Here is a 17,699-nt window from a genome sequence, read left to right as displayed (position 1 = left end):
CGCCGTCACCGTGCGCACCGCGCGCGGGGTGCCCGCCGACGGAAAGCCTGGAACAAGGTGCCTCCACGTCGGCGAGGACATTCGCCCAGAGCGGCCGCGCGGTGAAGACAGACGGGGAGACGACGATGTGGTGTGTGGGGCGCTGGAGGGTCATCGTTCGATCTGGATATCCAGCGGCCGAGGAGAAGGAGGCGGGGGCGGGGGCGCCGCGTCGGGGGCGGGCGCGGGCCTGGCGGCCGGGCGGCCGGAGTACGGGCGAGGCGCCGGGGCGGCCGGGGGCGGCGTGGGCGCGGCAGGCGTGCTCGTCGGCGCCGCGACCTGCTTCGTGAGCGTGGCGACCAGGCGCACGGACTGATCGGAGGGGCCCTGGACGATCGAGTACGGCTCGTACCCCTCGTGGCGCACGGTCAACCGGCGCGGGTTGGCGCGCACGGAGCTGTTCGACAGCGACAGCTGGAGCGGCGTGTTCCCGAGCGGCTTGCCGTCTTCCAGCACCTCGGCGCCGGACGGCATGGACTCGACCATCAGCACGAATGACCCGACGTCGGCGGGCGGCGGCGCGACCTGCGGCTTCTCCGGTTGCGCGGCGGCGGCCGGCGCGGGCGGCGGCTCGCTGGAGCGCATCTGCGACATCGCGACCCCGATGCCCGCGACGGCGAGGACGCCGACCGCGACGAGCACGATGCCCTTCCGGCCCTGCGGCGCCGCGTCGGCGGGGCGCGAGGCGGCGCCGAGCGAGGCGTCGTCCACCTGCGAGGTCGTGGCGCCGGACGTCGACGTGGGCGACGACGAGCTGGCGGGGATCGCCGTCATCACGCGCACGGGCGGCATCGGCGTCGGCATCCTGCCGGTGCCGGTGGAGTCCATGGTCACGAGGCCCGTCGAGCCGAACGCCGGGGACAGGCCCATCGCCTGCGCGCACTCGCCGAGCCCGCGGATGAGGGCCTCCATGTTGGCCGGTCGGCCGTCCGGATCCTTCGACAGGCAGCGCAGCACGAACGCCTCGAGCGGCTCGGGCACGTCGGCCTCGGGGTTGCGCTCCTTCATCCGCGGGACGGGCTGCTGCAGGTGGGCGATCAGGATCTGGACCGAGTTCTGCGCCTCGAACGGGACCTTCCCGCAGAGCATCTGATAGAGGATCACGCCCAGCGAGTACACGTCCGTCCGCAGATCGACCTTGCCGTGCGAGATCTGCTCCGGCGACATGAAGCGCGGGGAGCCGAGGAACGAGCCCTGCTGCGTGAGCTCCTCCGAGTCGTCCGCGAGCACCTTCACGAGGCCGAAATCGAGGATCTTGACGAGCTCTCCGGTGTCCTCGCCGGGGACGAGCATGACGTTCGACGGCTTCAGATCGCGGTGCACCACGCCGTGCTTGTGCGCCTCGCGCAGCCCGCGGGCGATCTGCCGGGCGACGCCCATCGAGTCGGGCGCCGAGAGGCGGCCGGCCTTGCGCAGCCGCCGGAAGAGCGTCTCGCCCTCGAGGAACTCCATGGCCATGAAGTACCGCTCGGGCTCCATGTTCTCGACTCGGCCGTAGTCGAAGACCGTGACGATGTTCGGGTGCTGGAGCCTGGCGAGGATGCTCGCCTCGAGGAAGAAGCGCTTATGAAAGTTGGGGTCGATCTGGTTCGATGAGTTCGTGGGCGTCAGGACCTTGATCGCGACCTGCCGCTCGAGGGCGATCTGCTCGCCGCGATAGATGACGCCCATGCCGCCCGTCGCGAGGAGGGAGTGGATCTTGAACTTCTGATTCAAGACCTTTCCCAGCAGCGGATCGGACTCACCGCTGGCCGAGGCACCGTCCGAAAGCTTCTCCGCCGTGCTCATGGCCTCTGTCTCTTTCCCCTTCCCATCCCGCTGGCCCCCACTGCTGGCAGTCGGGGAAAGCGTACCCCGCGCCCGTCACGCGCTGCCCAACGCTCGATTTACGTTCGATTTACGTTCGATCTACGTTCGACTTACGCTCGATTTACGTACTGGTTTACGTACTCGCTTACGTGCTGGTCAACGTTCAGGTCGACGTGCCGCCTTACGCTTCGTCTTACGTTCCGGATTACGTTTCGCCTTACGTTTCGTCTTACGTTCGGATGCAAATTCTGGTACCCGCCCGGCTGCGGTACCTCTCGCGCTCGTCGGGTTGGCTTTCGGACCGGCTGCGGCACGTTTGAGCTCAGCCTACCGTAAGCCGCGAGCCGATCCAACCCAGCTGCTGAAGATGACATGGGTTGGCTACCCAACCACACGCTGTGGGCGTGCCCCCCCAGCCGGGACGCTCGCTCCCTGAACGAGCTTGCTGCATGGGCGGATGTACCCGTACTCTGACCGGGTCCCCGATGCCGCCGCAGCACTTCATCCGATGCCAGGCGTGCGGGTTGCCGCACCCGTCGGACACCGAGAGGTGCCCGGTGCACGGCACGGCGCTCACGCCGAGCGTCGCCCCGCCCTCCTCGACGCGGGTGCCGCCGACGAGCAGGGGCGAGTCGGGGTGGCCGGTGGACGGGCCGCTGCCGCCCGATATCGATCCCGATCAGCCGCGGCCGACGAAGGAAGCGCCGCTCGTCGGCCGCCTGCTGCACGACCGCTACCGCATCCTCGGCGTCATCGCCAAGGGCGGGATGGGGATGGTCTACGACGCGATCCACATCGGCCTGCGGCGCCGGGTCGCGATCAAGACGCTCCGCGGCCAGTACGCTCAGAGCAAGACGGCCATCGCGCGCTTCCACAACGAGGCCGCCGTCGCCGGCCGCTTCGGCCATCCGAACATCGTCGAGGTCTACGATCTGGGCGTGCTCGACGACGGCACGCCCTACCTCGTGATGGAGCGGCTCGAGGGCGAGACCATCACCGAGCGGCTCGCGCGCGAGCGCCCCATGCCCATTCCCGTCGTGCTGGACGTGGCCGTCCAGGTGCTCAGCGCGCTCGTCGTCACGCACACCGAGGGCATCCTCCACCGCGATCTCAAGCCGGACAACATCTGCCTCGTCGGCGGCGACCGCGGCCCGCTCACCGTGAAGGTGCTCGATTTCGGCGTCGCCGAGGCGTTCAACACGGGGGTGGCGCCGTCGATCCTCGTGTCAATGGCCGCCGCGGGGAGCCACGCCATCGCCGGCACGCCCGCGTTCATGGCCCCGGAGCAGGCGCAGGGCGTCCGCGATCTCGACGCGCGCGCGGACCTCTACTCGGTGGGCATGCTGCTCTACGTGATGCTCACCGGGCAGCTGCCGTTCAAGGCGCCGACGGCCGCCGCCCTGCTCGCCGAGATCCAGCGCGTGAAGCCGATCCGCCCGCGCATGCTGCGGCCCGAGGTGCCCCACTCGCTCGACGTCGCGACGATGCGCGCGCTCGCGCTCGATCGCGAGGAGCGCTTCCCGAGCGCGGCCTCGATGATGGACGCCCTCGAGCAGGTGCAGATCGAGGCGGCGATCGGCGGCAACGCGCCGGCCGAGCCCGAGAAGGAGCCGGCCGATCCGGACTCCGAGAAGGTGGAATACTTCTACCGGAAGAGCGTGCTCCCGCCGCCCATGGAAGAATGAACGGGGCGTGAGCGCCCCATGCGGCACATTGAAGATGCGCGCCGTCGTCATCCGCGAGCCGGGCGGGCCGGAGGTCCTCGAGGTGCGCGAGGTCGATGCGCCCGAGGTGCCCGACGGGCACGTGCGCGTCGCCGTCCGCTTCGCCGGGGTGAACCGCGCCGATCTGCTCCAGCGGCTGGGCTTTTACCCGGCGCCGCCCGGCGCGCCGCAGGACGTGCCGGGGCTCGAGTACGCCGGCGTGGTCGAGGCCACGGGGAAGGGCGCGCGCCGCTTCGCGCCGGGTGATCGCGTCTTCGGCCTCCTCGCGGGCGGCGCCTACGCCGAGCGGATCGTCGCGCACGAGCGCGAGGTCGCGCCGGTGCCGGACGGGCTCACGGACGAGGAGGCGGCGGCGGTCCCCGAGGCGTTCGTCACCGCCTACGACGCGCTCGTGACGCGCGCCCGGCTCGCGCCCGGCGAGCGCGCGCTGGTGCACGCGGTCGGCAGCGGCGTGGGCACGGCCGGCCTCCAGATCGCCCGCGCGCTCGGGTGCTTCGTCGTCGGGACGTCGCGCACGCAGGACAAGCTGGATCGCTGCCGCGAGCTCGGGCTGCACGCCGGGATCGCGACGTCGGGCGCGACGTTCGCGGGCGAGGTGCTGAAGGCGACCGGAGGCGCGGGGGTCGACGTGGTCCTCGAGCTCGTCGGCGGCGCGTACGTCGGCGAGGACCTCAAGGCGTGCGCGCTGAAGGCCCGGATCGCGCTCGTCGGGCTGACGGCCGGCGCGTCCGCGGAGCTCGACCTGCGCGAGCTCCTGCGGAAGCGCGTCGAGCTCATCGGCACCGTGCTCCGCTCGCGCCCGCTCGAGGAGAAGATCGCGGCGGCGCAGGTGCTCGAGCGCAACATCTCCCCCTGGCTCGCGAGCCGCGCTGTGCGGCCGGTCGTGGACCGGGTCTTCCCGATCGGCGATGCCGCCGCGGCGCATATTTACGTCGCCAGCAACGCGTCGTTCGGGAAGGTGCTGCTCCAGCTCGGCGGGTGAGCGAGCGCCGCGGTCAGGCGCCGCGGCCGGTGAGCCGCGCGAGCGCGCCGGCCTCCGCGTCGTGCGCCTCGGCCTCGTCAGCCGGCGTCCACGACATGTCGACCTCGAGGCGGTACGAGCCCTCGAACGCGTGCGGCGGCGAGCCGCCCCACTCCTCCGGCGAGAGCATCGAGAGGTAGGGGACGCCGTCGCCGCGCCGGTACAGGTGGTAGACGTGGCCGGGCCGCTTCTTGAAGCTGCACGCCGCGCGGTGGAGCTCGCCGTCGCGCTGCGCCGCCTCGAGGACCCGCCGCGCCTCCTCCTGGAGCGACCGGATCTGCCGCGCGATCTGCGCGAGCTTGCCGCCGGTGACCGCGCCGAGCAGCGCGTCCGCCTGCTGGATCTCCCGCGCCACGTCGACGAGCTCGTGCGGCGCGGAGAGCCGGCTCAGGGGATACGGCGAGGTGCGGGAGGGCCCCTCGTGGCGGCCGCCGCCGTGCTTCGTGTAGCCGTCGTCGCTCATGCGGTCCACGTCGTCATGGATCGTCCACGGCCCGGCGTCACGGGTCAGGGCACCCGTCTTCATCCGCGACGCCGTCCTCGTCTTCCTTCTGCGTGGGGCAGCGGTCCTCGTCGTCGAAGACGCCGTCTTCGTCGTTGTCCCCTTCGGGGCACCCGTCGTCGTCCTGGAAGCCGTCGCGGTCCTCCGCGAGCTCGCCGCACTGATCGACGTCGTCCGGAACGCCGTCCTCGTCGGCGTCGTGGACGCGCGGGGTCCAGGCCACCGAGAGGACGGCGCGCAGCGGCGTGGTGCCGACGCCGCCGGCCAGCGCCGTCTCGACGCCGGCCAGGAACGAGACGTCGCCCAGCGCGTAGCGCGCGGCGAGGCCGAGCTCGAGCGCGGCCGCCTCCTGGCTCGCGAACGGCGCGATCGGCGAGAGCGGGAGGTGCCCGTGCGCCTCCAGGAAGAACGTCGTGCGCCCTTCCGGGTCGATGCCCAGGATCTGCGGCCGGAACGAGAGGCCGAGGCCGAAGGGGAGCTCGTGGCCGAACACCGTGGGGCACGGATCGTCGCCCGCGGGGGAGGCCGGGGTCGCCTGGCACCCGAAGCGGGCCTCGCCGGCGCGGAGCTTGACCCCCGCCGCGAGGTGCGCGCCGAGCGCGATCAGGCGGTACTCGGCGAGGAGCCTCAGCTCGCTCGTGACGCCCCCCTCGCCCACGAACGACGCTTCGTCCCCCGTGGGCAGCGTGAAGCGCTCGTGCAGCGCGAGCGCGAGCCCGCCGAGATCGCCGCCGGTGGGCTGCACGAGCGTGAGCTTGCCGACGAGGCCGAGATCGCCGAGCGCCTGCGCCGGGAGCCACGTGTCGCCGAGCACCCGCGTGGCGTCGGACCTGGGCGCGTCGCCGGTCTGGTGGAGGACCACGGGCAGCGTGAGCCCGACGAGCAAGCGCCGCGCGACGCCCACGCCGGCCGCGAAATCCGCGCTGACCTGGTGGCGGATGACGTCGAAGCGGACGTCGCCCGAGGCGGGATCGCGGAGCACGATGGGGCGGTAGGCGTACGAGGCCCAGAGGCTCGCGCTCCACTCGCCCGTGTCCGGGGTCGCGGCGGGCTCGAGGTAGACGCCGGCCCCGGGGTCGATCGAGGCGCGGAACCCGCGGAGATCGGCCGACGGCTGCGCGGCGGCGAGCGGGGCCACAGACGCGGCGAGCAGCGAGGACAGGGCGATGGCGCTCGGTCGCATGGCCGGTGGAGACTAGACGAGCGCGCGGGAAGCGCACGGGAAAGTGGGCCCCGTCGCCGGCCGGCCCCGCGCGGTGCGCCGGCGGCGATCGCGACGGCCGGCGCGCCGCGCGGGGCGAAACACGGCGCGCGCCGCGCGCGCGGGCCCCGAAACATCGCGTTCCGCCGCGGGTTGTGCGATAGCGGGGGCATGGACTCCATCCGGATCCGGGGCGGGAAGCCGCTCTCCGGCAAGATCCGCATCAGCGGCGCGAAGAACGCCGCGCTGCCGATCCTCTGCGCGACGCTGCTCTCCGACGGGGAGAGCCTGCTCCGCAACGTGCCCGCGCTGCGCGACATCGAGACGACCTCGGCGCTGCTCCGGTTCCTCGGGCGCAACGTCGAGACCGCGCCGCCGCTCGTGAAGGTCGGCGCCGGCGACAACGTGCGGCCCGAGGCGCCTTACGAGCTCGTCAAGCAGATGCGCGCGAGCGTCATGGTCCTCGGCCCGCTGCTCGCGCGCTTCGGCCGCGCCAAGGTGTCGCTCCCCGGCGGCTGCCAGATCGGGACGCGCCCGGTGGATCAGCACCTCAAGGGCCTCGAGGCGCTCGGCGCGACGATCCGGCTGTCGCGCGGCTACATCGTCGCGGAGTGCAAGCGGCTGCGCGGCGCCGAGGTCGTGTTCGATCTGCCGACGGTGACCGGCACCGAGAACCTGATGATGGCCGCGGCGCTCGCGAAGGGGCGGACCACGCTGGTCAACTGCGCGCGCGAGCCTGAGGTCGAGGAGCTCGGCCGGGTGCTCAACAAGATGGGCGCGCGCGTGAGCGGCGCCGGCACCGACGTCATCCACATCGAGGGCGCGGACGAGCTGGAGCCGTTCGACCACGCGATCATCTCCGACCGGATCGAGGCAGGCACGTACATGGTCGCGGCGGCCGCGGCCGGCGGCGACGTGCTGATCGAGAACGCGCCGCTCGAGGACCTCGAGGCGGTCGCGGCCAAGCTCCGCCAGGCGGGCGTCGAGGTGGGCCGCGAGGGCGACTGCGTGCGCGTCCGGCGCGAGGGGCGGCCGCTGCGCGCCGTCGACGTCACGACGGCGCCGCACCCGGGCTTCCCGACCGACATGCAGGCGCAGTTCATGGTCCTGATGTGCCTCGCGCAGGGCACGTCGCGCATCGTCGAGACCATCTTCGAGAACCGCTTCATGCACGTCCCCGAGCTCGCGCGGATGGGGGCGCACATCGACGTGGACGGCCACACGGCGCACGTGCACGGCGGCGCGCCGCTGTCGGGCGCGACCGTGATGGCCACCGATCTGCGCGCGAGCGCGTCGCTCGTCATCGCCGGGCTCGTGGCGACCGAGGGCGAGACCGAGGTGCTGCGCGTCTACCACCTGGATCGCGGCTACGAGTTCATGGAGCGCAAGCTCGCGCAGCTCGGCGCCGACACGGCGCGCGTCGCGGGGCGGGACGGATGACGAAGCCCCTCACCATCGCCGTCCCCAAGGGGCGGATCCTGAAGGACCTCATCCCGCTCGTGCGGCGCGCGGGCCTCGACAGCACGCCCCTCGAGGAGAACGATCGCCGCCTGGTCCGGCCGACGGCGGACGGCGCGTTCCGGTACGTGTTCCTGAAGCCGGACGACGTCCCGACCTACGTCGAGTACGGCGCCGCCGATCTCGGGGTCTCCGGCCGTGACACGCTCCTCGAGCGCCGCCACGATCTCTACACGCCGCTCGATCTCGGCATCGGCCGCTGCCGCCTCGTCGTGGCCGGGCCGGAGGACACGGAGGTGCCCGATCTGCCGCGCGTCGCCACGAAGTACCCGCGGATCGCCGGGGATCACTTCGCGAGCAAGGGCGTGGTGGCCGAGATCATCCCCGTCCACGGCTCGGTGGAGCTCGCGCCGCTCGTCGGGCTCTCCCACCTCATCGTCGATATCGTCGAGACGGGCTCGACGCTGCGCGAGAACCGCCTCGAGGTGCTCGAGACGGTCACCGAGGTGAGCACCCAGCTCATCGCGAACCGCGCGTCCTACAAGCTGCGGAGCGACGTCATCCGCCCGCTGGTCGAGCGCCTGCGGGCCGCGACGGCCGGCGCGGGGCGGTGATCGCCGCGGGGGCGCTCGTCGCCGCGCGCTGATCGAGGACAGCCGCCGTCCGGAGACCCAGAGAGAGAGAGGAGGCCCAGCTGCTACCGCACCTCGCCGCGCTCCCGGCCGACATCGACACCTGGGTGGGAGGGGGGACCAGCGTCGTCGCGGGCGTGCACCGCGAGCAGCCCGCGGCCCTCCGCTTCGACGCGCTCGCGCAGGCCGAGGTCGGGCTCCGGCTCGCGAGCGGCTCGCTGTACTTCCGGCTCGATCTCGACGTGCAGGCGACCACGGCGCCGCTCGGGCTGCCGGCGTTCGGGCTGCCGGCGTTCGTCTACCCCACGTGGTCCTTGCCGACGCCGGGGATCAAGATCGGCCCACCCGAGTGGGCGATGCTCCAGATTGGCCGCGAGGATCACCACCTCCGGCTGGGCATCGTCACGCACCCGATTGGCATGGAGGACTGGGACGGCTGGACCAACTATTTCCCCACGACCTCGACCATGATCAGCACCGTCCCGGGCCGGATGCTCGGCGTCGAGCCCGGGCTCGTCCTCGGCGAGGGATACGAGATCAACCTCTTCGGCGGCTTCGATCTCGACTTCGACGCGCCGACGTTCGGCGCCGGTCTCACCACGATGCAGCCGCTCTGGTCGACCTGGTCGGGCGTCGCGCTGTATCCGTCGATCGATTTCTACTCGGCGGTCGTCGCGCTGGAGCTCTACCCGGCCGAGGCGCTGTCCGTGTCGATCGACGGCAGCGCCGGGCTGGTCGGCGCGGCGGACGAGGCGGGGGCGATCGCGCTGAATCCCTGGGTGGGAGGCGAGATCATCGCCAATGTCCTCCCGAAGGTGGCAATCCATCCGGTCTTTCGAGTCCAGGCTCTCCACGAGCCGGGAGGCGCCCTCTCTGCCTTTCTGTTCGCGCCTCAGCCGAGCGTCTCCGCGAGCGCCGGGCTCACCTGCGCGCCGTTCGATGAGCTCAAGATCAGCCTCGAAGGCAAGGTCTCCAGGGTCGAGGACGACATCCTGCCCGGCCTGTTCGCCCTCATGGCGCTCCGCCGGCCTGAGCCGCCGCCCTACGCCGCCAAGTGAGGCGACGGAAGCGGCGCCGCGCCGCCGCACTTTTCCATGGATGGGTGAGCCGGCGCGAAACACTCGAAACGTAAGGTGCCGGAACGTAACAAAACGTAACACGTGACTCGCGCGGGCAGGCAAGGCAGGCAAGGCAGGCAAGGCAGCCACGCCACCGGGCACACTGACGTCCGTCGACCCTGTTTTTCGAGTCTCGCGCGGGCGCGGCCTTGTGATAGGGTGGCGGCCCCTCTCATGAAAATCCACGAGTATCAAGGCAAGCAGCTCTTCGCTCGCTACGGAGTGCCGGTACCGAAAGGGGAGCCCGCTTTCCAGGCGAGTGAGGTGGCGCCGATCGCCGATCGGCTGATCGCCCAGACAGGCAACCCGGTCGTCGTCGTGAAGGCGCAGATCCACGCGGGCGGCCGCGGCAAGGGCGGCGGCGTCAAGGTCGCGAAGGGCGGCAGCGCGGAGGCGACCGCCCTCGCCGAGAAGATCCTCGGCATGCAGCTCGTCACCAAGCAGACGGGCCCCGAGGGGCAGAAGGTCCGGCGGCTCTACATCGAGCAGGGCCTCGACATCGCGCGCGAGCTCTACTTCGCGATGCTCGTCGATCGCGAGCGCCGCCGCGTCGCGGTGATCGCCTCGACCGAGGGCGGCATGGACATCGAGGAGGTGGCCCACAGCACGCCGGAGAAGATCTACAAGCTCTTCATCGATCCGGTGCTCGGCCTCGCCCCGTACCAGGGGCGGCAGCTCGCGATCGCGCTCGGGCTCACCGCGAAGGAGACGCAGCGCCAGTTCCTGAAGCTCGTGGCCTCGCTCTATGCGTGCTTCACCGCGGAGGACTGCTCGCTGCTCGAGATCAACCCGCTCGTCGTGACCGGCGCCGGCGACGTCTTCGCGCTCGACGCGAAGGTGAGCTTCGACGACAACGCCGAGTTCCGGCACGCCGACTGGAACGGGATGCGCGACGTCGACGAGGAGGATCCGGTCGAGCTGCAGGCGAAGCGGGCCGGGCTGTCCTACGTGTCGCTCGACGGCGACATCGGCTGCCTCGTGAACGGCGCCGGGCTCGCGATGGCGACGATGGATATCATCCTCCATTACGGCGGAAAGCCGGCGAACTTCCTGGACGTCGGCGGCGGCGCCTCGCAGGAGCAGGTGAAGACCGCGTTCCAGATCATCCTCCGGAGCGAGCGGGTCCGCGGCATCTTCGTGAACATCTTCGGCGGCATCATGCGCTGCGACGTCGTCGCGGCCGGGGTCATCGCCGCGGCGAAGGAGCTCGGGCTCAAGGTGCCTCTCGTGGTGCGCCTCGAGGGTACGAACGTCGAGGCCGGCCGCAAGCTGCTCGACGAGAGCGGCCTGACCATCCAGTCGGCGAGCTCCATGGCCGACGGCGCGCAGAAGATCGTGGCCGCCACGCGCGGCGGCAAGGCCGGCGCCTAGGGCGCCCGCGAGCACCGAGCCTCGAACCCAGTTGAGCAGCGAGCCAGCGGCGGTGGCCGAGCTCCTGTCCACGTTGAAGGTAGAGTAATCAAGCGATGAGCATCCTCGTCAACAAGGACACGCGGGTCGTCTTCCAGGGCATCACGGGCGCCTACGGGTCGCAGCACGCCCGCGCCTGCATCGAGTACGGGACGAAGGTCGTCGCCGGCGTGACGCCGGGCCGGGGCGGCCAGCGATTCGAAGACAAGGTGCCGATCTTCGACACGGTCGAGCAGGCCGTGCGCAACGAGGGCGCCGAGGTCTCGTGCATCTTCGTGCCGCCGGTCGGCGCGGCCGACGCGATCACCGAGGCCGTCGATGCGGGTTGCAAGCTCGTCATCTGCATCACGGACGGCGTGCCGGTGCTCGACATGATCCGCGTCCGTCGCTTCCTCGAGGGGAAGCCGGCGCGGCTCATCGGGCCGAACTGTCCCGGCGTGATCACGCCGGGAGAGTGCAAGATCGGGATCATGCCGGGCCACATCCACAAGAAGGGCCACATCGGCGTCCTCTCCCGCTCGGGCACGCTGACCTACGAGGCGGTCGGCCAGCTGAGCGCCCTCGGCATCGGGCAGTCGAGCTGCGTGGGCATCGGCGGCGATCCGGTCGGCGGCATGGACTTCATCGACGTGCTCGAGCTCTTCAACCAGGATCCCGACACCCACGGCGTGGTGCTGATCGGCGAGATCGGTGGGACGGCCGAGCAGCGCGCGGCGGCGTGGATCAAGCAGAACATGAAGAAGCCGGTGGCGGCGTTCATCGCCGGCCGCGCGGCGCCTCCGGGCAAGCGCATGGGCCACGCCGGCGCGATCATCGCGGGCGGCGAGGGCACGGCGGCCGAGAAGATCGCGGCGCTCGAGGCGGCGGGGGCCAAGGTGGCCGCCACGCCGGCCGAGATGGGCGTCGCGATGCAGGCCGCGATGGCGGCGGCGCGCTGATCTGATCGCCCGGCCCGGGGCGAGGGAGCTCGTTGGGCGGGGTGGGGGCCCCGCCGAACTCGCCCGAGGCACCTCTCCTCCGGCTTCGCCGGAGGAGAGGTGCCTCGGGCTCAGACATCGGCCCATCCCCCACCCCGCCCAACGAGCTCCCTCGCCCCGGGCCTACCGCCGTCCCTTTTTAACCCACCTCAGACATCGGCCCATCCCCCACCCCGCCCAACGAGCTCCCTCGCCCCGGGCCTACCGCCGTCCCTTTTTAACCCACCTCAGACATCGGCCCATCCCCCACCCCGCCCAACGAGCTCCCTCGCCCCGGGCCTACCGCCGTCCCTTTTTAACCCACCTCAGACATCGGCCCATCCCCCACCCCGCCCAACGAGCTCCCTCGCCCCGGGCCTACCGCCGTCCCTTTTTAACCCACCTCAGACATCGGCCCATCCCCCACCCCGCCCAACGAGCTCCCTCGCCCCGGGCCTACCGCCGTCCCTTTTTAACCCACCTCAGACATCGGCCCATCCCCCACCCCGCCCAACGAGCTCCCTCGCCCCGGGCCTACCGCCATCCCTTTTTAACCCACCTCGGACATCGGCCCATCCCCCACCCCGCCCAACGAGCTCCCTCGCCCCGGGCCTACCGCCGTCCCTTTTTAACCCACCTCGGACATCGGCCTATCCTCCGGGCCTACCGCTGTCGTTGGTGACGCACCTCGAATATCGGCGCATTCCCACCGAACGATAAGCACCCTCGGTACGAGGCGACGGAAGTCGCGTGAACATGCGCTCTTCAACCGCTTCTCAACGCAAGCAGCGGTCTTCCTGCGCAGCGTCGATCACGCCCCCAGCGATATCGTCCGCCGCTCGGCCGCGCTCTTCATCGCGGCCTCGATGACGCGGATCACGTCGCGCGCCTCCTCGGCGCGCACCGGCGGCGGGGCGCCGTCGAGGATCGCCGCCGCGATGCCCTCGTAATAGGCCTCGTAGGCGCCGGGCAGGCTCTCGATGACGCGGCGCTCGCCGCTCGCCGTGACGAGCGTGCCGAACCAGCGCGGATCCTCCCGTCCCCACTCCGGCACACCCGGGCGCGTGCCTGCCTTGAGCGCGTTCTCCTGGCCGTCGATCCCGTGCTTGAGGAAGCTCCCGCCGTCGCCGTGGACCGCGAAGCGCGGCCCCGGCTCGGGCACCAGCGTCGAGGAGCGCACGATCACCCGGCGCTTGCCGTAGTCGAGCGTGAGGTGGAAATAGTCCACCGTGCGCGCCCCGGATCGCTGCGCGAGGACGTCGGCGGTCACCGCGCGCGGCGGGCCGAAGAGCACGAGCGCCTGGTCGATCAGGTGCGCGCCGAGGTCGTACAGGATCCCCGAGCCCGGCGCCGCCTGCTCTCGCCAGCCCTGCTTGATGGCGGGGCGGAACCGGTCGAAGTGCGCCTCGTACGAGGCCACCTCGCCGAGCAGGCCCTGCTCGATGCAGCTGCGCACGGTGCGGAAGTCCGCGTCCCAGCGGCGGTTCTGGAAGACCGAGAGGAGCCGGCACCGGCGCGCGGCCAGCGCGATGAGCTCGTCAGCCTCGGCGCTCGTGATCGTGAACGGCTTGTCGACGACCACGTGCTTGCCCGCCTCGAGCGCGGCGCGCGCGAGCGGGAAGTGGGTCTCGTTGGGCGAGGCGATGACCACGAGGTCGATCCCCGGCTCGGCGATCAGCACCTCGGGCGTCGGATGCACGGCGACGCCCGAGTGGTCGGCCATGACCTGGCCCTCCCGGCGGGTCGCGATGGCGGCGAGGCGCAGCCGAGGGACGGACCGGATCAGCGGGGCGTGGAAAACGGCGCCGGCGAGGCCGTAGCCGACAAGGCCGACATAGACGCGCTGGGACATGGCAGGACGGGCTCGTCCGGGACGCTAGCCCGAAGAGGCGCTGGGGGGAAGCCCAGGCGCGAAGACGCCGACGAGCCTCCAGAGGCGCGTGACGGCGGCCGGCGAGCCGCCACAGGCATCCCCGCAACACCACGCACGCTCGCGCCTGGCAAGCTGCCACAGACATCCACCGCGCCCGCTACCGCGCTCGGCGATATGCCCAGAGCATCCACATCGCTCGTCAATCCCACCAGGCACTCCGCACAAGGCTTCTTCGAACCCTACGAGCTCACGCCGGAGACACGCACGAGCGACGATCACGGGCGAAGTGGTCACCGCACCTCCAATGTCGTCGCCCATGACCCCCTTCGCCGCAGCGCGAGGCGGTTCGTCAAGACGCGGCTCGGCGGTTGGGGTAGCCTCCTGCGCTTGGAGGCTTTGATGCAAGCCAAGAGCATCCTTTCCGTGGTGGCCCTGACCACCTTGATCGCCGGCAGCCCCTTCGCGGCAGGGTGCAAGACCACCGCCGAGGCCAGCGTGACCGAGGAGTCGGTCCAGGCGGTCCCCGTGGCGATCGAAGATCCGTTGATCGAGGAGCACGAAGGCGGCTCGGTCGGGTGGGATTTCGCGGCCGATGGCACAGTGAAGGCGATCGTGAAGGCGCCTGACGGCAAACCCGTCGACAAGGACGTGAGCGGCACGCTCACCTGGAAAGGGCCGAACGGCGACGCGCAGGCCCCGCTCGCGCTCGACGCGAAGACAGGGCTCCTCGTCGCGACCGGGCCCAAGCTCGAGGCCGATCTCACCGAGGTGAAGTACAACATCATCGTCTCCGGGAAGCCGTGGAATGGCACGCTCCACGTGCCCTCAGGGGGCACGAAGGTCATCGTCGAGGGCGCGAGAAAGGCCGAGAAGAGGCCCATTCCCCCCGGCAAGACGGGCCCGAACGGCGGGGTGATCCAGGTGGTCGGCGACGACACGATCGAGGTCGTCGCGGACAAGGCCTCCGGTCAGGTCAGGGTCTACGTCCTCGACGCGGACCTGAAGCCGGTCCCCGTCGGCGACCGCAAGATCAAGCTCGGCTTCGTGGGACAGGGCTCCGAGCTCGTCGTGCTCACCCCCGGCCCGGGCGGCCTCTACTGCGTCGGCAAGGTCGCGGCGAAGGTCAACCCGGTGAAGCTCACCGTCGTCGTGGCGCACCCGACGCACGCCGACGTGGTGCTCGTCGGCTACCGCCCCGGCGTGCACGTCGTCGTCGGCCCGAGCGCGCCGGCCGTGAACGTCGTGGTGGCGACGGCGTGGAACGTGGATGTGAAGGTCAACAGGGCTCCTGGCGTGGTGGTGGTCCACGATGACGACGACGACGATGACGACGGCCGACCGGTCCACATCCACGTGCACGGCAAGCACAAGGGCAAACACAAGCACCACAAGCACGGGCACGCGCACGGGCACTGGAAGTGACCTCGCGCGGCGCTGGGCGGCCTACCTCACCGCCGAGGTCGACGCCGCCTCGCTCGCCGTCTTCCGCGCCGGCTATGGCGCCCTGATCGCGTGGGAGGTCGTCCGGTACGCCCTCCACGATCGGATCTACCGCTATTACATCGAGCCCGGCTTCTTCTTCAGCTTCGTCCCCTTCGTCCGCCCGTGGGGCGGGACTGGGATGTACTGGCATTTCGGCGCCCTCTTCGTCCTCGCGCTGCTCTGCGCCGTCGGGCTCTTCTACCGGGTGAGCGCCGCGCTCCTCTGCGCCGCGCTCACGTATGTCTTCCTCCTCGACAAGGCACAATACCTCAACCACCTCTATCTCCTCTGCCTCCTCGGCCTCTTGCTCGCCGCCGCCCCGGCGCACCGCGCGCTCTCGCTGGATCGCCTCCGCGCGCGGCGCGCCTCGCCCGCCGGGGCGGCGCCCGGCGCGCCGGCGGAGACCGTGCCGCGCCTCTATCTCTTCGCCCTGAAGGCCCAGATCGCCATCGTCTACTTCTACGGCGGCATCGCGAAGCTGAACGGCGACTGGCTCCGGGGACAGCCGCTCACGATGTGGCTCGCCGAGCACGGCGACGCGCCCCTCGTCGGGCCGCTCCTTGCCTCGCCGACAGCGGGGCTCGCGCTCTCGTATGCCGGGCTCTTCATCGACCTCTCGATGGGCTTCCTGCTCTTCTCGCGGCGCGCCTTCCCGATCGGCGCGGCGCTCGCCGTGGCGTTCAACTTCTCCAACGCCCTCCTGTTCAATATCGGGATCTTCCCCTACGCGATGATCGCCTCGCTCGCGCTGTTCGGCGATCCCTCGTGGCCGAGGCGGCGCCTGCCCTTCCTGTTCAAGGGCGCGGACGCCCCCGGCGACGACGCCCGCGCCCCCTCGCCCGCCGCGCCGCAGCGGAGCGCGCTGCCGCTCGCGCTGCTCCACGGGTATCTCCTGTTCCACCTCGTGGTGCCGCTCCGTCACTGGGTCTATCCGGGCGACGTCGCCTGGAACGAGGCCGGACACCGCTTCTCGTGGCGCATGAAGCTGCGTGACAAGAATGTGAGCGAGCTCGGGATTCACGTGCTGGATCCGAGGACCGGCGTGCGCGAGCCGCTCGACGTCGAGGAGTGGCTCACGAGCCGCCAGCTCGGGGAGATGTGCGCGCGGCCCGACATGCTCGTCGACTTCGCGCACCACGTGGCCGATCGCTGGCGGGACGACTTCGGGGTGCGGCCCATCGTCACGGCCAAGGTCGTCGCGTCGCTGAACGGAGGTCCCCTCCGCGACCTCGTCGATCCGACGCTCGATCTGGCGTCGCAGCCGAGCGGGCTCCTCGCGGTCGTGCAGCCACCCCGATACTAGCCGCCAGCGCAGCGTCGCCCGGGTGGAATCACCTCGAGCTTCGGTCAGGCGACCGGAGCGGCTCGCTCCACGCGACCGGCCGTGCGCTCAAGCGGCGACCTGGCGCTGGCGCGCCCTCAACCAGTCAGCTATCAGCGACAGCACCGCGGGATCCAGCGGGTCGCCGACGCGCTTGTACGCACCGAAGATGGACGGAGGGCCGGGGTCGCTCCGCAAAATGTGCGTCAGGTTGGCAATCACGTGCCGTTCGACGTCGCCGCGCGCGACCTCCGCGATCCGCTCGACGGCGCCGGGGTCACACTGCACGTCCTTCTCGCCGCCGATGAGCAGCATCGGGCACGCGACACGAGCGAAGATCTCGCGCGGCTCGATCTCCATCATCTCGCGCAGCCATTTCGCCGGGAAGCGCTGGAGACCTACGCGGATCGTCGCCGAGTCCGACCCCTTGATGCGCTGGATCAGGCGCTTCTGCCGCTCGATCGGACCGCCGCCGAGCCCGAGCAGGAAGCGCTGCACCGCGCCCCAGGCCCCGCGCACCTCGGCGAGGTCCTGCTCGATCTGTCGAGCCTGTCGCAGCAGGAGGTGCTCGGGGTTGTCGATGAAGGGACAGAGCAGCAAGAGCCCCGCGACCGCCGGGCGCTCGATGGCGAGCAGCGGCGCGAACACGCACCCCTCGCTGTGCGCGAGCAAGAACCTCCGTGATGGATCGCAGAAATCGTACCCCGGCAGCGCGTCGAAGAGCGCGCCCGCGTCGCGCACGAGCTCTCCACAACCCGCGAGGTGGTAGTCACCGGTGCTCTTGCCGCAGCCGCGCTTGTCGTAGCGCACGCTCGCGATACCGCCGGCCGCGAGGTGACGCGCGATGGCGTTGAACACGTCGAGGCGCTGCCCCGGCATGTTCTCATCGCGGTCGAGCGGCCCGCTGCCGTGGATCATCAACACCGTGGGGAAACGTCCCGCGCCCGAAGGCACGCAGGCGGTGCCGGCGAGTCGGATGCCGGCCGTCGAAAGCTCCACGTCCCGTTCGCGCACTGTCGCCTCCCTCACGTACCGCCGACCGTAACACCGGCGGCGCTAGCCCTCCAGGACGGCGGCGCCGCACCGCCGCCCCGCGCTCCGAGCCACACACAACGACACCCAACATGACATTGCTGCGTGACACAGCACACGT

General features: G+C 71.1%; 14 protein-coding genes. 9 read left to right on the top strand and 5 right to left on the bottom strand.

Annotated features, from left to right (window positions below; translation table 11 throughout):
* Positions 1–150 precede the first annotated feature (150 nt).
* Entirely contained in the window at positions 151–1,827 is a 1,677-nt protein-coding gene (locus WMF44_RS48750) for a protein kinase domain-containing protein (RefSeq protein ID WP_437296885.1), read from the bottom strand.
* Positions 1,828–2,405: 578 nt separating this feature from the next.
* Here WMF44_RS48750 and WMF44_RS48745 point away from each other — a divergent pair.
* Both WMF44_RS48745 and WMF44_RS48740 read left to right on the top strand, forming a co-directional pair.
* Positions 2,406–3,533: a serine/threonine-protein kinase gene (locus WMF44_RS48745; protein ID WP_437296884.1), complete on the top strand. Its 1,128-nt coding sequence runs from the start codon at positions 2,406–2,408 to the stop codon at positions 3,531–3,533.
* A 34-nt stretch (positions 3,534–3,567) separates the two neighbouring features.
* Complete coding sequence (locus tag WMF44_RS48740) at positions 3,568–4,554, top strand: NAD(P)H-quinone oxidoreductase (RefSeq protein WP_437301696.1); 987 nt, start codon at positions 3,568–3,570, stop codon at positions 4,552–4,554.
* Between the two features lie 13 nt (positions 4,555–4,567).
* Here the strand turns inward: WMF44_RS48740 and WMF44_RS48735 are convergent, their stop codons facing one another.
* Together WMF44_RS48735 and WMF44_RS48730 are read right to left on the bottom strand one after the other, a co-directional pair.
* A complete protein-coding gene (locus WMF44_RS48735) occupies positions 4,568–5,119 on the bottom strand; it encodes a DUF2452 domain-containing protein (protein ID WP_437296883.1) in 552 nt (183 codons plus the stop codon).
* The gene (locus WMF44_RS48730; protein WP_437296882.1) at positions 5,094–6,278 is read right to left on the bottom strand and encodes a hypothetical protein; all 1,185 of its coding nucleotides are present in this window, start codon (positions 6,276–6,278) and stop codon (positions 5,094–5,096) included. Before WMF44_RS48730 ends, WMF44_RS48735 begins: the two co-directional genes overlap by 26 nt.
* Before the next feature lie 189 nt (positions 6,279–6,467).
* On the opposite strand from WMF44_RS48730, the gene murA reads away from it, so the two are divergent.
* The 5 genes from murA to sucD all read left to right on the top strand — a co-directional run bounded on the left by murA (position 6,468) and on the right by sucD (position 11,852).
* Positions 6,468–7,736, top strand: a complete 1,269-nt coding sequence (murA, locus tag WMF44_RS48725; protein WP_437296881.1) for a UDP-N-acetylglucosamine 1-carboxyvinyltransferase — start codon at positions 6,468–6,470, stop codon at positions 7,734–7,736.
* A complete protein-coding gene (hisG, locus tag WMF44_RS48720; RefSeq protein WP_012241753.1) occupies positions 7,733–8,368 on the top strand; it encodes an ATP phosphoribosyltransferase in 636 nt (211 codons plus the stop codon). Before murA ends, hisG begins: the two co-directional genes overlap by 4 nt.
* Positions 8,369–8,493: 125 nt before the next feature.
* Positions 8,494–9,444, top strand: a complete 951-nt coding sequence (locus WMF44_RS48715) for a hypothetical protein (RefSeq protein WP_437296880.1) — start codon at positions 8,494–8,496, stop codon at positions 9,442–9,444.
* A gap of 234 nt (positions 9,445–9,678) precedes the next feature.
* Positions 9,679–10,875: an ADP-forming succinate--CoA ligase subunit beta gene (sucC, locus tag WMF44_RS48710; protein ID WP_437296879.1), complete on the top strand. Its 1,197-nt coding sequence runs from the start codon at positions 9,679–9,681 to the stop codon at positions 10,873–10,875.
* Between the two features lie 95 nt (positions 10,876–10,970).
* Entirely contained in the window at positions 10,971–11,852 is an 882-nt protein-coding gene (gene sucD / locus WMF44_RS48705) for a succinate--CoA ligase subunit alpha (protein WP_437296878.1), read from the top strand.
* 829 nt (positions 11,853–12,681) lie between these two features.
* Here sucD and WMF44_RS48700 read toward each other — a convergent pair.
* Positions 12,682–13,722, bottom strand: coding sequence for an oxidoreductase (locus WMF44_RS48700; protein WP_437296877.1), 1,041 nt, complete (start codon positions 13,720–13,722; stop codon positions 12,682–12,684).
* A gap of 420 nt (positions 13,723–14,142) precedes the next feature.
* Here WMF44_RS48700 and WMF44_RS48695 point away from each other — a divergent pair, with 420 nt between their 5' ends.
* Positions 14,143–15,165: a hypothetical protein gene (locus tag WMF44_RS48695; protein ID WP_437296876.1), complete on the top strand. Its 1,023-nt coding sequence runs from the start codon at positions 14,143–14,145 to the stop codon at positions 15,163–15,165.
* The gene (locus WMF44_RS48690; protein WP_437296875.1) at positions 15,053–16,528 is read left to right on the top strand and encodes an HTTM domain-containing protein; all 1,476 of its coding nucleotides are present in this window, start codon (positions 15,053–15,055) and stop codon (positions 16,526–16,528) included. Before WMF44_RS48695 ends, WMF44_RS48690 begins: the two co-directional genes overlap by 113 nt.
* Positions 16,529–16,615: 87 nt before the next feature.
* Here WMF44_RS48690 and WMF44_RS48685 read toward each other — a convergent pair whose 3' ends face one another.
* The gene (locus tag WMF44_RS48685) at positions 16,616–17,560 is read right to left on the bottom strand and encodes an alpha/beta hydrolase (protein WP_437296874.1); all 945 of its coding nucleotides are present in this window, start codon (positions 17,558–17,560) and stop codon (positions 16,616–16,618) included.
* Positions 17,561–17,699 lie beyond the last annotated feature (139 nt).

The organism is Sorangium sp. So ce426, assembly GCF_051475585.1.
Classification (GTDB): Bacteria; Myxococcota_A; Polyangia; order Polyangiales; family Polyangiaceae; genus Sorangium; species Sorangium cellulosum_B.
Note: the sequence above shows the minus strand (reverse complement) of the source record. Positions and strands in the feature narration are given on the sequence as shown.

Excerpts from the sequence above, each read along its gene's own strand:
- WMF44_RS48700 (WP_437296877.1), bottom strand. The coding sequence starts at position 13,722 with ATGTCCCAGCGCGTCTATGTCGGCCTTGTCGGCTACGGCCTCGCCGGC.
- sucD (WP_437296878.1), top strand. The coding sequence starts at position 10,971 with ATGAGCATCCTCGTCAACAAGGACACGCGGGTCGTCTTCCAGGGCATC.
- sucC (WP_437296879.1), top strand. The coding sequence starts at position 9,679 with ATGAAAATCCACGAGTATCAAGGCAAGCAGCTCTTCGCTCGCTACGGA.
- WMF44_RS48695 (WP_437296876.1), top strand. The coding sequence starts at position 14,143 with ATGCAAGCCAAGAGCATCCTTTCCGTGGTGGCCCTGACCACCTTGATC.
- WMF44_RS48730 (WP_437296882.1), bottom strand. The coding sequence starts at position 6,278 with ATGCGACCGAGCGCCATCGCCCTGTCCTCGCTGCTCGCCGCGTCTGTG.
- WMF44_RS48690 (WP_437296875.1), top strand. The coding sequence starts at position 15,053 with ATGACGACGACGACGATGACGACGGCCGACCGGTCCACATCCACGTGC.
- murA (WP_437296881.1), top strand. The coding sequence starts at position 6,468 with ATGGACTCCATCCGGATCCGGGGCGGGAAGCCGCTCTCCGGCAAGATC.
- WMF44_RS48750 (WP_437296885.1), bottom strand. The coding sequence starts at position 1,827 with ATGAGCACGGCGGAGAAGCTTTCGGACGGTGCCTCGGCCAGCGGTGAG.
- hisG (WP_012241753.1), top strand. The coding sequence starts at position 7,733 with ATGACGAAGCCCCTCACCATCGCCGTCCCCAAGGGGCGGATCCTGAAG.
- WMF44_RS48740 (WP_437301696.1), top strand. The coding sequence starts at position 3,568 with ATGCGCGCCGTCGTCATCCGCGAGCCGGGCGGGCCGGAGGTCCTCGAG.
- WMF44_RS48735 (WP_437296883.1), bottom strand. The coding sequence starts at position 5,119 with ATGAAGACGGGTGCCCTGACCCGTGACGCCGGGCCGTGGACGATCCAT.